Annotated in this window: 14 protein-coding genes; 4 read left to right on the top strand and 10 right to left on the bottom strand. The window is 67.9% G+C overall.

The genetic code is table 11. From position 1 onward, the window contains the following. Positions 1-3 precede the first annotated feature (3 nt). Together G6N58_RS17645 and G6N58_RS17640 are read right to left on the bottom strand one after the other, a co-directional pair. Entirely contained in the window at positions 4-297 is a 294-nt protein-coding gene (locus tag G6N58_RS17645; protein WP_115277856.1) for a WXG100 family type VII secretion target, read from the bottom strand. Further along, positions 290-592, bottom strand: a complete 303-nt coding sequence (locus G6N58_RS17640) for a WXG100 family type VII secretion target (protein WP_163908227.1) — start codon at positions 590-592, stop codon at positions 290-292. The genes G6N58_RS17645 and G6N58_RS17640 overlap by 8 nt, the downstream gene beginning before the upstream one ends. Positions 593-802: 210 nt before the next feature. Here G6N58_RS17640 and G6N58_RS17635 point away from each other — a divergent pair, with 210 nt between their 5' ends. Further along, entirely contained in the window at positions 803-1084 is a 282-nt protein-coding gene (locus tag G6N58_RS17635; protein ID WP_115277858.1) for a DUF732 domain-containing protein, read from the top strand. Positions 1085-1087: 3 nt separating this feature from the next. On the opposite strand, the gene lpqB is transcribed toward G6N58_RS17635, so the two are convergent. The 3 genes from lpqB to mtrA are packed head-to-tail and all read right to left on the bottom strand — an operon-like array spanning position 1088 to position 5215. Then, complete coding sequence (gene lpqB / locus G6N58_RS17630; protein WP_163908225.1) at positions 1088-2848, bottom strand: MtrAB system accessory lipoprotein LpqB; 1761 nt, start codon at positions 2846-2848, stop codon at positions 1088-1090. Continuing rightward, positions 2845-4515 carry an MtrAB system histidine kinase MtrB gene (gene mtrB, locus G6N58_RS17625; RefSeq protein ID WP_115277859.1) on the bottom strand — a complete coding sequence of 557 codons (1671 nt, stop codon included), beginning with the start codon at positions 4513-4515 and terminating at the stop codon, positions 2845-2847. Before mtrB ends, lpqB begins: the two co-directional genes overlap by 4 nt. Positions 4516-4528: 13 nt before the next feature. After that, positions 4529-5215 (bottom strand): two-component system response regulator MtrA, encoded by a 687-nt coding sequence (gene mtrA, locus G6N58_RS17620; RefSeq protein WP_068915896.1) that lies wholly within the window; start codon positions 5213-5215, stop codon positions 4529-4531. A gap of 134 nt (positions 5216-5349) precedes the next feature. Between mtrA and G6N58_RS17615 the strand changes: the two genes are divergently transcribed. Together G6N58_RS17615 and G6N58_RS17610 are read left to right on the top strand one after the other, a co-directional pair. Beyond that, on the top strand, positions 5350-6156 hold the full coding sequence (locus G6N58_RS17615) for an alpha/beta fold hydrolase (RefSeq protein ID WP_115277860.1): 807 nt from the start codon (positions 5350-5352) through the stop codon (positions 6154-6156). Then, on the top strand, positions 6153-6806 hold the full coding sequence (locus G6N58_RS17610) for a TetR/AcrR family transcriptional regulator (RefSeq protein ID WP_163908224.1): 654 nt from the start codon (positions 6153-6155) through the stop codon (positions 6804-6806). Before G6N58_RS17615 ends, G6N58_RS17610 begins: the two co-directional genes overlap by 4 nt. Here G6N58_RS17610 and G6N58_RS17605 read toward each other — a convergent pair. From G6N58_RS17605 to ahcY, 4 genes are all read right to left on the bottom strand, one after another. Continuing rightward, positions 6704-7339, bottom strand: coding sequence for a dTMP kinase (locus G6N58_RS17605; RefSeq protein WP_115277862.1), 636 nt, complete (start codon positions 7337-7339; stop codon positions 6704-6706). The two genes, G6N58_RS17610 and G6N58_RS17605, sit on opposite strands and share 103 nt — an antisense overlap. A gap of 26 nt (positions 7340-7365) precedes the next feature. Then, positions 7366-8634, bottom strand: a complete 1269-nt coding sequence (locus G6N58_RS17600; protein WP_115277863.1) for a lipase family protein — start codon at positions 8632-8634, stop codon at positions 7366-7368. A 138-nt stretch (positions 8635-8772) separates the two neighbouring features. Then, positions 8773-10041: an amidohydrolase gene (locus tag G6N58_RS17595; protein ID WP_115277864.1), complete on the bottom strand. Its 1269-nt coding sequence runs from the start codon at positions 10039-10041 to the stop codon at positions 8773-8775. 100 nt (positions 10042-10141) lie between these two features. After that, positions 10142-11608, bottom strand: a complete 1467-nt coding sequence (ahcY, locus tag G6N58_RS17590; RefSeq protein WP_115277865.1) for an adenosylhomocysteinase — start codon at positions 11606-11608, stop codon at positions 10142-10144. 231 nt (positions 11609-11839) lie between these two features. Here ahcY and G6N58_RS17585 point away from each other — a divergent pair, with 231 nt between their 5' ends. Further along, positions 11840-13096 carry an MFS transporter gene (locus tag G6N58_RS17585; RefSeq protein WP_115277866.1) on the top strand — a complete coding sequence of 419 codons (1257 nt, stop codon included), beginning with the start codon at positions 11840-11842 and terminating at the stop codon, positions 13094-13096. Here G6N58_RS17585 and alkX read toward each other — a convergent pair. Then, entirely contained in the window at positions 13080-13712 is a 633-nt protein-coding gene (gene alkX / locus G6N58_RS17580) for a TetR family transcriptional regulator AlkX (protein ID WP_232067909.1), read from the bottom strand. The two genes, G6N58_RS17585 and alkX, sit on opposite strands and share 17 nt — an antisense overlap. Positions 13713-13750 lie beyond the last annotated feature (38 nt).

The raw sequence follows: 13750 nt of genomic DNA, 5'->3' as shown, positions 1-13750 counted from the left end.
CGGCTAGGTCGACCACATCTTCGCGTTGAGCGAGCTGGCGCCGGAGTAGTTGTCGTGCGCTCCCCCGCCGGCGGTGTGCAGTTTCTCCAGCGCGTCGCGCATGGTGGCGGCGCCCTCGGTCCACAGCCGGTGGGCGGCCTGGTGTGCCGCGGCTGCCTCACCGTCCCAGCCCAGGTGCAGATTCTTGACCACCGCGTCGATCTCGGACAACAAGCCGTCCAGGGTGGTCTGGAAGGTCGACATCCGCTCCACCGCGTCGGCCAAGCCCTGGGGTTCCACCGAGAATGCCTCAGCCATGCAGACCGTCCAACTGGGCGCGGGCGGCGTCGTCCTGCGCGCCGAACTCCGTGCCGGCGTGCCCCAGCAGGTCGGCCATGATGGCCAGGCCCTTCTCCACCTCGTCGGCTCCGGTGGACCACATCACGTACGCCTCTTTGTAGGTGCCGCCGGATTGCCCACGCCACGACGCGAGCATCCCCTCCACCTGGGAGTCCAACGTCTGCAACTGCTTGAGCAGATGCTCGGCCGCCGCGGACAGCGACGAGCATGTTGCGGCCAGCACCGCCGGATCGACCCGCAGTTCTCCACTCACAAGAGAAAAGGTATCGACGTGACGGATGGCGCTCAATTCACCTTTGCCCGGCATATTGCTGCGAACATGGTCACCGCGTCGCTATCCTGAGCTCGCGCTGTCGAATACCTGCACGAATACGAAATCGTCGAGCGCCAGCATTCATATTCTGCAACTGACCCGTACTTCACGGATGCATTCAAGAATCGTTTCCCGACAGAGGAATCTGACATGTTGAAGCTGTTGCTCATACCTGCCATGCTCGCCGCCGCGCTCACCGTGGCCGCGCCCGCCTACGCCGGTGAGGAGGAGTTCCTGACCGACCTGGCGAACAACAATTTCACCGGACCCACCGACGTCGCGTTGACCATGGGCTACCAGATCTGCACGGACATCGCGCACTCCGTGCCGGAGGCCACCACGGTGGAAGCCATCTACCAGAACACCGCCGATGAGGTCACCTACGAGGACGCCCAGTTCATCTACGACGCGGCGTTCATCTATCTGTGCTGAGAGTCAGCCGGGCAGCACCGGCACGGCGCCGGCTATCAGCAGGGGCTGCACACCCCGCCACGCCAATTGGTTCTCGGTGCCCGACGCGGAGAGTTGTATGACGCCGGCGCGATCGGCGACGTAGACGGCGGCCGGACTGGCGGCCACCGTGGTTACCGGCATGCGCAGATCATCGCTGGGCCCATCGGAATTGACGCCATCGAGGTTGACGAACGACACCGGATGGGCGCTGTCGTTGCGGCTGACCACGATGTCGTCACCCGTGCGCCAGGACAGTGACACCACCGAGTCGCCGAGTCCGAATCCCAGCCGCCGCGGATAGGTCAGCGCGAACTCACCACCCGGCAACAACTCCACACCGGCCAGGATCACCTGGCCGTCGATCACCATGGCCGCCCGGGTTCCGTCCCGGGAGAGCTGCAGTTCCGAGATGGCCCCCGGGAACCTGGTGGACACCGCGGTGGAGTCGACGGGGATCTGCGCGGGCTCACCCGATGCGGCTTCGCGGATGACGCGCAGGACGATGTTGCCGTCGACGACGATCCACACCGCCTGATCCAGCGCCCAGGTGGGGCGCGAGAGACTGCGCGCGACGGTGGACCGCTCGCCGTCGCGACCCAGCGCGCCGATCCACAATGCGGATTCCTGATCCGGCGCCCCGGCGCGCACCATCGTCACCGACGCCACCTGCTGGCCGTCCCGCGACAGCGACGCCGCGCGTTGATCCGGCATCTGACCGAAACCGCCGGGAACCCGCGTCGCGCGTTCTCCGTCCAGGAAATGCAGGACACCGCCCAGAAGGGCGTGCAGGCCGGCCGCCGCGCCGTCGGTGGCGCCGGGATCGGTGGCTGCGACGTCGGAGGTGTTCCACCCGTCGGCGAAGCGTTCGTCCAGCGGGGCGCCGTCGACGTCGATGACGTAGGGGCCCTTGATGTCTGCCCGTGCGAGCGTCCAGATGATCTGCGCGGCCAACAGTTGCCTGCTGTGCGGGTCTGTGGTGGACAGGTTTTCCAGCTCGACGCGCGCGCCCCCGTAGCCGCGGCCGATCCCGGTCTTGCCGCCGTCGGCGCGGGTGACCGGGCCGCGCAGACGCAGCGGCTCGGCGAGCATGTTGCGCACGGTGTTGGCCATCTCCGAGCGCGGGCCCGAGATCATTTTGGTGACCAATTCGGTGGCCAGCTGGTCGGGGTCGGAGACCGCCACATACCGCGGGTCGGGCGTCATGGTGGCGCCGGTGGGATCGATGAAGTACAGCGTGTGGCGTTTGTAGGTCGCTTGAAACTGCTGCCAGTCCAGGAACACCCCGTTGGGCAGCCGGTCGATGCGCCAGCCGTCTTCGGTCTTGACCAGCTCGATCGGGCCCGGGTCCGGCAGTGCCCCCTCGGCCGTCTCGAACACTCCGATGTCGGACAGCGAACCCAGGATGTCAGCCCGCATGGACACCGAAACCCGTTCTGCACTCCGCGTTTCGACGAACACCACGCGGTCGATCAGTAGCGCGCTACCGGCGTCGTCCCAGGAGTTGGACGCAGACTCGGTGAGGAATTGGCGCGCCGCGAGGTGCCGGTTGGCGGGATCGGCAGTGGCTTTGAGGAACTCACGCAGCAGCAGATCGGGCTCCATGCCCGGTGTCGGCTTCGGCAGGCTGGGCGGAGCCGACCGTTCGACTGTTCCGATGGCTTGAGGCGCAGACGAATTCGGCACTCCGGCGCAGCCCGACAGCAGGGCCACCACCAGGACGATGGCGGCGGCAAGGCGATTCACTGGCTCTTCCCGGCAGTTTCGCGGCTGCGCGGCTGCGCGGACGGTGTGCGACCGTCGCGTTCCGGGGCGATGGGTTTGAGCGGCAACGGACTGGTGGTGACTTTGTGCCCGCGCACCAGCGGCAGCGTCAGCCGGAAGCATGCCCCGTTGCCGGGCTCGCCCCAGGCCTCCAACCGGCCCTGGTGCAGCCGGGCGTCCTCGATGCTGATCGCCAGCCCCAGACCGGTGCCCCCGGAGCGGCGCACGCGGGAGGGATCCGAGCGCCAGAACCGGCTGAACACCAGCTTCTCTTCGCCCGGTCGCAGGCCCACGCCGAAGTCGCGCACCGTCACCGCCACGGTGTCCTCGTCGGCGGCCATACGGATTCGCACCGGTTTGCGTTCGGCGTGGTCGATCGCGTTGGCGATCAGGTTGCGCAGGATGCGCTCGACCCGGCGCGCGTCCACTTCGGCGATCACCTCTTCGGCGGGCATCTCCACCATCAATTCGATGCCGGCGTCGTCGGCAAGGTGTCCGACGTTGCCCAGCGCGCTGTTGACCGTGGACCGCAGGTCCACCGCCTCCACCGAGAGTTCGGCGACACCGGCGTCGTGCCGGGAGATCTCCAGCAGGTCGGCCAGCAGTGTCTCGAACCGGTCCAGCTCGTTGACCATCAACTCGGTGGAGCGCCGCAGCGCCGGGTCCAGTTCCTCGCTGTGATCGTGGATGAGGTCGGCGGCCATCCGGACGGTGGTCAGCGGCGTCCGCAGCTCATGGCTGACGTCAGAGGTGAAGCGGCGCTGCAGGTTGCCGAATTCCTCGAGTTGGGTGATCTGGCGGCTCAGGCTCTCGGCCATGTCGTTGAACGAGACCGCGAGCCGCGCCATGTCGTCCTCGCCGCGCACCGGCATCCGCTCGGTCAGGTGCCCTTCCGCGAAGCGTTCGGCGATCCGTGAGGCCGATCGCACCGGCAGCACCACCTGGCGGGACACCAGCACCGCGATGCCGGCCAGCAGCACCAGCAGCACCAGACCTCCGGTCGCCATGGTGCCGCGCACCAGCGTGATGGTGCTCTCCTCCGACGACAGCGGGAAGATCAGGTAGATCTCCAGGTTGGTCACCCGCGATGCGGTTGGGCTGCCGATGATCAGGGCCGGACCGGAGAACCCCTCGGTGCGCACTCCTGCGTACTGGTAGCTGACCTGCCCGGCCTGGACGAAATCGCGCAGTGCTGCCGGGATCTGGTCGACGGGCCCGGCGGCCGTCGCGGCGCGGGGACCGTCACCGGGGACCACCAGGACGGCGTCGTAGGCGCCCGCCAACGCCGACCCCGCGCCGGGGTCGGACTTGGAGATGAGCGTGTTCCGCGCCAGCTGCAGGCTGCTGTCGAGCGAGCGGGATTCCTCACCGCCGACGATGCCGCTGACAGTGGTGCGGGCCCGTTCGATCTCCTCGGTGGCCGCGCGGACCTTGACGTCGAGAACCCGATCGGTGATCTGGCTGGTGAGCACGAACCCGAGCACCAGGATGACGGCCAGCGACAGCCCCAGGGTCAGGACCACCACCCGCAGCTGCAGCGAACGGCGCCAGGCCACCCCTACCGCCCGGCTCAGCGCACTCAGGCCGCGTAGCAACGGGCCGGTGCGGCCCCAGCGTCCGCGAGTGCGCCGCTTCGAGCGCAGGATCACGTGAACGGACCTGTCATGGTGGTCCGGCCTTGTACCCCACCCCTCGAACGGTCAGCACCACCTGCGGGTTCTCGGGATCTTTCTCAACCTTGGCCCGCAGCCGCTGGACGTGCACGTTGACCAGGCGGGTGTCCGCCGGGTGGCGGTATCCCCACACCTGTTCGAGCAGCACATCCCGAGTAAACACCTGACGCGGTTTGCGTGCCAGCGCCACCAGCAGGTCGAACTCGAGCGGGGTCAGGGAGATCTGTTCTCCCGCGCGGGTCACCTTGTGCGCCGGGACGTCGATGTCGATGTCGGCGATCGACAGCATCTCGGCGGGCTCATCCTCGTTGCGCCGCAGCCGGGCGCGCACGCGGGCCACCAACTCCTTGGGCTTGAAGGGCTTCATCACGTAGTCGTCGGCGCCGGATTCCAGGCCGAGAACGACGTCGACGGTGTCGGTCTTGGCGGTCAGCATCACGATGGGCACACCCGAATCGGCACGCAGCACCCGGCAGACGTCGATCCCGTTCATGCCGGGCAGCATCAGATCCAGCAGCACCAGATCGGGACGCAATTCACGCACCGCAGTCAGCGCCTGCGTGCCGTCACCGATCACCGCCGTGTCGAACCCCTCACCACGCAACACGATGGTGAGCATTTCGGCCAGCGATGCATCGTCATCGACAACCAGGATCCTTTGCCTCATGGTGTCCATGGTGTCACCGATACGCGACAAAACTCCGGTACCACACGCGCAAATCTCCCTCGGATCTCGGGAACAACTGCGGCCCCACCACGGTTGAGGCCTATGTAACATCGTTCTATAAGAGTTTCGAAGGGACCGACATCATGACCAACGTCGTCTTCATCCATGGACTGTGGATCGCTCAGAGCGCATGGCAGCCCTGGATCGAGTACTTCGCCGCGCAGGGGCACCAGGCCGTCGCGCTGCCGTGGCCGGGCGAACAAGCGTCCATCGAGGCCACTCGCGCCCACCCCGAGACCCAGGCCGGCTACGGCATCGACGCGCTGACCGACCACTTCGCCGCGCTGCTCAACGGATTCGACACCTCGCCGGTGGTGATCGGCCACTCGTTCGGCGGGCTGATCGCCCAGAAGCTGCTGGTGCAGAATCGCGCTGCCGCCGCGGTGGCCATCGATCCGGCCCCCATCAAGGGCATCCGGGCGCTGCCGTCGGCCCAGTTGCGTTCGGCGCTGCCGGTTCTCGGCAACCCGCGCAACCGCAAGCGCGCCGTCGCGCTGACCCAGGAGCAGTGGCGCTACGGCTTCGGCAACGCTGTGACCGCAGCCGAATCCGACGCGCTCTGGCAGCAGTGGTCCATCCCGTCGCCCGGCAAACCGCTGTTCGAGGCGGCCACCGCCAACTTCGTCTCCGGCTCCCCCGCCGCCGTCGACACCGCCCGCGGTGACCGCGGCCCGCTGCTGATCACCGGCGGCTCGGTCGACCACACCGTTCCGCTGAGCACCGCCCGGGCCGCCCATCGGCTGTACCGCCGATCCGAGGCCGTCACGGACTTCCACGAGTTCGAGGGACGCGGGCATTCCCTGACCATCGACCACGGATGGCGCGACGTGGCCGACGTCTCGCTGGCGTGGCTGGCCCACCGCGCCACCGACGCACCGGCGCGGCCGTGACGCGCCGACGCACGGCCAGTGAGGAGGTCTCGGCCGCGCTGCTGCAGGCGGCCGAGACCGTGCTGGACCGCGACGGCGCCGACGGGGTGACCGTGCGCGCGGTCGCGAAGGAGGCCGCGGTGGCGCCCATGGGTGTGTACAACCGCTTCGCCAACAAGGAGGGCTTGCTGGTCGCCCTGGCCAACCGGGCACTCGACGACCTGGCCGCGGCGATCGAGGTCGACGGCGGCCAGGCCGACGACCGGTTGCGCCGGGCCTGCCGGGGTTACCGGGATTTCGCGCTGGGCCATCCCGCCCGCTACGCACTGATCTTCGCCGCCGGCACCCCACTGAGCGATCAGTCGTCCGCCGTGGCCACCCACGGCCGGTCGGTGTTCACCACACTGGTCGGATTGGTGACCGGTCTCGGCAGTTCCGAACCCACCGAGACCGCCCAGGCTGTGTGGAGCGCCATCCACGGGGCGGTATCCGTGGAGTTGGCAGGCATCGGTCAAACGCCCGATGCAACAGCTTCTTTCGACAATCTCCTGGATCTACTGATCGCGGGTCAAGGGGCTGCTGCGACGTCGGCGGCCACGGCAGCCGGGTCGGCATCCGCTCCAGCGATCAACCAGCGCCCGCCCCAGTCGGCGGCGGCCAACTCGGAGTAGACCGCGGCGGTGCGGTGCTGCAGCCCACCGTCGCGCTCATAGGCATCCCGCGCCCGGCTGGGATCGCCGTCCGCCCGCGAGCGCGCCCGCTGCTCGGCCAACTCCACCGGAACATCAAGCAGCAGTTGATAATCCGGGCTGGGCAGGCGCAGCCTCTCATACTCCAGCCGGTACACCCAGTCCACCACGTCACCGTCGGCACCCTGGTGCAACCGAGCGGCGCTGTAGGCGGCGTTGGAGGCGACGTAACGATCCAGGATCACCACGTCGTGAGCGGCCCGCAACGCGGCCAGCTCGTCGATGGCTCCGGCGCGGTCCAACGCGAACAACATCGCCATCGCATACACCGAGTCCGCGAGGTCACCGTGATCACCGTGCAGGGCTTCGGCGGCGATGTCGGCGGTCACCGACTGGCCGTACCGCGGAAACGCCAGCGTCGTCACCGACTTTCCGGCGGCGGCGAACGCCGACTGCAGGGCCTGCGACAAGGTGAACTTGCCGGCACCGTCCACGCCTTCGATCACGATGAGCACCGCCGCAGCCTAACCGAGAGTTCTGCTCAGTACTGACCGCAGTTCGGGGTTGTCGGCACACCATTGAACCGCGCGGCGATCCACTGCATCGCCGGTTCGCCGTCCACCAGCATCGGCAGGGCGTGATTGACCGCCGCCTTGTTCAGGAACGGGGGCTGCTCGTTGGTGCGGAAATCGACGTCCGCACCCTGGGCGCACCAGTCGCGGGCCAATTGCGCGACGGGCGCGTACGGCACCAGCGGATCGAATCGATTGCTGTTCAACAGCACCGGCGCATTGGGCGTGTAGCGGCCGAGTTTTTGCAGGTCCAGCAGCCCCTTGAACGGCTCCTTCTGGACCAGGTCGGTGATGGGCGCGTTGAAATACAGCTGCAGGTGCCGGAAGGTGAACTTCGCGATGGTCTCGGGGATGCACTGCTCAGCCACTTTGGACAGCATGTCGGTGCCACGGGGGGTGAGGGTGGCGCGGACGGCGGGCTCGGCCTCGGGGTAGGTCGCCATCACCGAATTGATCGCGTATCCGACCACGCCGACCAGTGCGCTGCCGTCGGCGAACGGGAACAGCGCAGTCAGATCGGCCGGCGGCGCACCGGAGTAGGTGCCCACCACGTCGAGTTCCGGTGCATACGCCGAGGCCAGCTCAGCGGCCGAGGCGGCGGCTCCCCCGCCTTGTGAGTATCCCCAGAAGGCCAGCGGCCCTTGCGGATCCAGGGACGTTCCCGGCAGGCGCATGGCTGCCCGGCCGGCGTCGAGCATGGCGTTGCCCTGGGCGATCCGGTTGACATAGCTGTGCACGCCGGGGGTGCCGAGGCCTTCATAGTCGGTCATCACGATCGCGAACCCACGCGCCACCATGGTCGCAACGAACAGTTCCTCGTAATTGAACGTGAAGTCGAGGTACGGCGACCAGTGGATGCCCTGATTGAACAACCGCGACGGCGCGCACTGGTCACCTTGGCCCTGCGTACCGGGCCCGTAGACGATCAGCGGACGGGGCCCCTGCCCGGGCCAGGCGTTGAAAGGCTCGAAATAGGTTCCGGTGACGGCGTTGGGACGCCCGCGGGCATCGGTGCTGCGGTACATGATCCGGGTGCCGGTGGCCATGATCGCGCCCAGCTGCCCGGACGGCTCCAGCACCAACCGCGACGGCTCCGTGCGAATCAGGTCACCGGGCACCCCGTCCGGCAACGGAATCGGTGGCGTGTAGAACGCGGTGTACTCGTCCTCGTTGTAGTACGGATACCAGTCGTCCGCATGCGCCAATCCGGTTGCGAGACAGTTGATGACGATACCCATACATGCGACGACGACCACTGCCCCAGCCCGGATCACTACCGGACAGTAACAAACGAGCGTCCGACTGGGCACGGATTCATCACATGTCGTTCTCGGGCGGAAATGTAACGTCGCTCAGTCGGGCGTACACACGCCGGATCAGGACGGAGCCAGCCATGCCAGCGCAGCCACCACCAGCGCCTGGGTGGCGGTGTCCAGGGTGGGCTGGACGACCGGGGCGAAATGCGGCGAGTGGTTGACCGGAATGTCCTCGTCGACCCGGCCGTGTTCCAGTGCCTGGCGGAAGGCCTCGGGGTCGGCACCGCCGATACCCCAGTACGAGTACGGCACGTCCAGGGCGGACGGGATGGCGCTGAAGTCCTCGCTTCCCGCTCCCTGCGGCAACTCCCGGCACCGGTCACCGAAGACGGCCTCGAAGGCGCCGCGCACGCGCCCCGTCGTCTCGACATCGTTGTCGGTCAGCGGAAATCGATCGAACATCTCGAACTCAGGGTCCTTCGGAGACCCGGCGGCCGCACATTCGGCGGAGACGATCCGGCGGATCGCTGCGAGCACCGCAGCCCGCGTCTGTTCGCTGTAGGTGCGGATGTTGAGCAGCAGGACCGCGCGGTCCGGGATGACATTGCTCTTGCTCCCGGCCTGCACGCTTCCCACCGTGAGCACCGCGGTTTCACTGGGCGCGATCTCCCGGGAGACAACCGTCTGCAGCCGGACGATGATCATTGCCGCCAGCACCACCGGATCGATTGTGGCCTGCGGCATCGACCCGTGCCCGCCGCGGCCACGCACGGTTACCCGAATGCTGTCGGCGGCGGCCATGAACGGGCCCGCATGGACACCGATCAGCCCGGCCGGCAGTGGAAGGACGTGTTGCGCGAAGGCGACGTCCACTGCTGGGAGCAGGGCGGCGAGGCCGTCGTCGACCATGGCACGCGCACCGTCGGCAGTCTCCTCGGCAGGCTGGAACACCGCCACCACGGTGCCGGCCCAGTGTTCGGCACCGTCGGCCAGCAGTTGAGCAGCGCCGAGAAGTGCCGTGACGTGCACATCGTGCCCGCAGGCGTGCATCACCGGCACCTGGTTGCCGTCGGCGTCGGTGGCCAGAACGGTGCTGGCGTAGTCGAGTCCGGTGTCCTCGCGCACCGGCAACGCGTCCATGTCCGCGCGCAGCAGCACGGTGGGACCCGGGCCGTTACGAAGTATGCCCACCACGCCGGTGCCGCCGATCCCGTCGTGCACCTGGTATCCGCAGGCGATCAACCGCTCCGTGACAGCGCGGGCGGTGCGGTTCTCCTGATGCGAGAGCTCCGGGTGTTGGTGCAGCCGGCGGTACAGGTTCTCCTGCCACCTGCGCACCTGGTCCAGACCGCCGAGGACGGCAGCTGTGGCGGGCCCTGGCGGCGACATCTCCGCGGGGTACCTCGCGTCACGCCCCCCGAAACGCCGATCGCCGCGACGGCACCAGTGCCGTCGCGGCGATCTCTCAGATCAGACTGTCGAGCTCAGATCAGTAGCGGTAGTGCTCGGGCTTGTACGGACCCTCGACGTCCACGCCGATGTACTCGGCCTGGTCCTTGGTGAGCTTGGTCAGCGTGCCACCGAGTGCCTCGACGTGGATCTTGGCGACCTTCTCGTCGAGGTGCTTGGCCAGGCGGTAGACCTCGTTGTCGTACTCGTCGTTCTTGGTCCACAGCTCGATCTGGGCGATCACCTGGTTGGAGAAGCTGTTGCTCATCACGAACGAGGGGTGCCCGGTCGCGTTGCCCAGGTTGAGCAGGCGGCCCTCGGACAGCACGATGATCGACTTGCCCGACTCCGTGAACGTCCACTCGTCGACCTGCGGCTTGATGTTGATCCGCGTGGCACCGGAACGCTCCAGAGCGGCCATGTCGATCTCGTTGTCGAAGTGGCCGATGTTGCCCAGGATCGAGTGATCCTTCATCGCCTTCATGTGGTCGAGGGTGATGATGTCCTTGTTGCCGGTCGAGGTGATCACGATGTCGGCGTCAGCGATGGCCTGCTCGACGGTCACCACGTCGTAGCCGTCCATCAGCGCCTGCAGCGCGTTGATCGGGTCGATCTCGGTGACCTGGACGCGGGCGCCCTGGCCGGCCAGCGACTCGGCGCAGCCCTTGCCCACGTCGCCGTAACCACAGATCAGCACCTTCTTGCCGCCGATCAGCGCGTCGGTGCCGCGGTTGATGCCGTCGACCAGCGAGTGCCGGGTGCCGTACTTGTTGTCGAACTTGCTCTTGGTCACCGAATCGTTGACGTTGATGGCCGGGAAGGCCAGCTCACCGGCGGCGGCGAACTGGTAGAGCCGCAGCACACCGGTCGTGGTCTCCTCGGTGACGCCCTTGACCGACGCGGCGATCGTGGTCCACTTGTCCTTGCTCTGCTCGTAGCCCTTGCGAACCAGCTCGAGGAAGACCTTCCACTCGGCCGAGTCGTCGTCCTCGGCGGGCGGAACCACGCCGGCCTTCTCGTACTGCGCGCCGCGCAGCACCAGCATGGTGGCGTCGCCGCCGTCGTCGAGGATCATGTTGGCCGGCTCACCCGGCCAGGTCAGCATCTGCTCGGCGGCCCACCAGTACTCCTCGAGCGTCTCGCCCTTCCAGGCGAACACCGGGGTGCCCTTGGGCTCCTCCGGGGTGCCGTGCGGGCCCACCACGATCGCGGCGGCGGCATGGTCCTGCGTGGAGAAGATGTTGCAGCTCGCCCATCGAACTTCAGCACCGAGGGCCGTCAAGGTCTCGATCAGCACAGCGGTCTGCACGGTCATGTGCAGCGAGCCGGAGATGCGCGCACCCTTGAGCGGCTGCACGTCGTGGTACTCGCGCCGCAGTTCCATCAGGCCGGGCATCTCGTGCTCGGCGAGGCGGATCTCCTTGCGGCCGAATTCGGCCAGCGACAGATCGGCGACCTTGAAGTCGATCCCGTTGCGTACGTCGGCGGTCAGTTCCGGTGCAGTCATGTAAGAGCCCCTAAATCATTCGTCATTGTGGAGAACGTCGGGCGCGCAGGAGGCAGCACCCGGACAGACAACCCAAAGCCTGCGGGCTCGCGGGACAGGCGGCTGAAGCGCTCTGCCAGCTAAGGGGTATCGATGACACCGTAGCGTCCGGCCGCGCGGTTCATCAATCTGCCCTGTTTGGAGGGGTTCGCGTGCGGGGTACCTCCGCCTGGCCGATAGGGAGGTGCGCCGATGGGCGAACGCAGTGAGGCCGTTGGCAGGCGGTCACTGATCAGCCTCGCAGTGCTGAACCTCTTCCTGGCAGACGCGCGCGACGGCCTGGGGCCGTTCCTGGACGCATTCCTGGCCACCCGGGGCTGGTCCCCCATAGCTCTCGGCGGCATCGCGACCGTCGGCGGATTGATCGGCCTGGCTGCGACGCCTGTGTTCGGCGCCCTGGTCGACGGCACCCGGTACAAACGCGCCCTGGTGGCCGGGCCGGTGGTGTTCGTCACCGCGGTGGGACTGGCCACGCTGCTCGCCCCGACGACCGCCGTGGTGTGGCTGGGCCAGACCGGAACCGCGGTGGTCGGGGCCGTCATCGGTCCGGCGCTGACGGGTCTGACGCTCGGACTGGTCGGCGAGCGGCTCTTCGGCAGGCAGATCGCCCGCAACGAGGTCTGGAACCACGTCGGCAACGTGGCGTACCTGGCTGCGGTGTTCCTCGGGGTCTCGCTGTTCGGTGAGCCCGCCATCATCGCGCTGATGCTGGTGACCGCTACGGGGGCGGTGGTCGCAGTGCTGGCCATCGACCCCCACCGCATCGACCACGCAACGGCGCGGGGGCTGGGCGGGCCCGAGACGGGATCGCAGCCGTCGGGACTACGGGTGCTCGTCTCCACGCCCGGGCTGATGCTGCTCGGAGGGGTGCTGTTGATGTTCCATTTCGGCAATGCGCCGGTGAGCCGGCTGGTGGCCCAGGACTTCGCGATCGAGCTCGGCAGTCCGTTTCGGACCACCGCCATCATCACCGGGGTGTCGCAGGTGTCGATGATCGCGGTGGCCGTGGCGGCGCCACTGCTGATCCGCCGATTCGGCCTCGGTGCGGTGGTGCTGGTCGGCCTGTGCGCACTGCCGCTGCGCGGGCTGATCGCCGGGACCCAGAGCGACTTCTGGTCGATCATCCCGATCCAGGCCCTCGACGGCATCGGCGCCGGCCTGATCGGCATCGCCACCCCCATTGCGGCCGAGCAGCTGCTGGCCGGGTCAGGGCGCTTCAACATCGGCCTGGCGGCCGTGATGACGATGCAGGGCGTGGGTGCCTCGCTGAGCAACGTGGTGGCCGGCGCGGTCTCCCAGCGCTACGGGTACCACGCGTCGCACCTGCTCAGCGGCGCCGTCGCCGTGGTGGCGGTGGCCGTGTTCCTGCGCTGGCGCCGGGCCATCATCCGGCCGCGGCAGACGCATACGGACCCGTCGGATCGCGGCCTTGCTAGCCCGTCTCGATGACGCCGTAGCGTTCGGCGTAGGGCGTCATCAGCCGGGCCAGATCCGCGGCCACGTCATGGTCGGACTCGGGGGGCATCGAGACGTAGCTCATGGCGAGCCGGACGATGGCGCGCGCCAGCACCCCGGCGTCATGCTCACTGCACTGGACCCAGCTGTGCCGGAACGAGTCGGTGAGCCGCGCCGACGCCCGCGCGATGATCGGGGCGCTGTCGGTGGTGATGATCTGCAGCAGGTCGGGTTTGGCCACCCCGGTGAGCAGCGAGATCACCAGCGGATCGGCGGCCGACTCGGCGAAGAAGGAGCGGAAGCCCTGCAGGAAGGCCTCGGAGATGTCGCCGACGTTGGTCTCGATGGCCTCGTCCACCGCGTCCACCAGGCGGTCGGCCAGGCGCAGTGCGTACCCCTGCGCCAGGCCCTGCCGGGACCCGAACTCGTTGTAGATGGTCTGCCGGCTGATGCCGGCCGCCTTGGCGACGTCGGAGAGGGTGATCGAGGACCAGTCATTGCTCAGTAGCAGCTCGCGCATGGCGTCGAGCACCAGGTCGCGCAGCAGCACCTTGGAGGCTTCGGCGTACGGGACGCGCACCGGCTTACCCTCGCTGCGCCGTCGTGCCACAGGGGCGAGAGTGGCAGTAACGCTGCCGCTCGTCAAAT

Source organism: Mycolicibacterium tokaiense (genome assembly GCF_010725885.1).
Classification (GTDB): Bacteria; Actinomycetota; Actinomycetes; order Mycobacteriales; family Mycobacteriaceae; genus Mycobacterium; species Mycobacterium tokaiense.
The sequence above is the reverse complement of the archived record's forward strand: the minus strand, read 5'-3'. Positions and strand labels throughout refer to the sequence as shown.

Coding starts and splice junctions, on each gene's coding strand:
- G6N58_RS17600 (WP_115277863.1), bottom strand. CDS start 8,634: ATGGGTATCGTCATCAACTGTCTCGCAACCGGATTGGCGCATGCGGAC.
- G6N58_RS17615 (WP_115277860.1), top strand. CDS start 5,350: ATGACCAACGTCGTCTTCATCCATGGACTGTGGATCGCTCAGAGCGCA.
- G6N58_RS17635 (WP_115277858.1), top strand. CDS start 803: ATGTTGAAGCTGTTGCTCATACCTGCCATGCTCGCCGCCGCGCTCACC.
- G6N58_RS17645 (WP_115277856.1), bottom strand. CDS start 297: ATGGCTGAGGCATTCTCGGTGGAACCCCAGGGCTTGGCCGACGCGGTG.
- mtrA (WP_068915896.1), bottom strand. CDS start 5,215: ATGGACACCATGAGGCAAAGGATCCTGGTTGTCGATGACGATGCATCG.
- G6N58_RS17585 (WP_115277866.1), top strand. CDS start 11,840: ATGGGCGAACGCAGTGAGGCCGTTGGCAGGCGGTCACTGATCAGCCTC.
- ahcY (WP_115277865.1), bottom strand. CDS start 11,608: ATGACTGCACCGGAACTGACCGCCGACGTACGCAACGGGATCGACTTC.
- G6N58_RS17595 (WP_115277864.1), bottom strand. CDS start 10,041: ATGTCGCCGCCAGGGCCCGCCACAGCTGCCGTCCTCGGCGGTCTGGAC.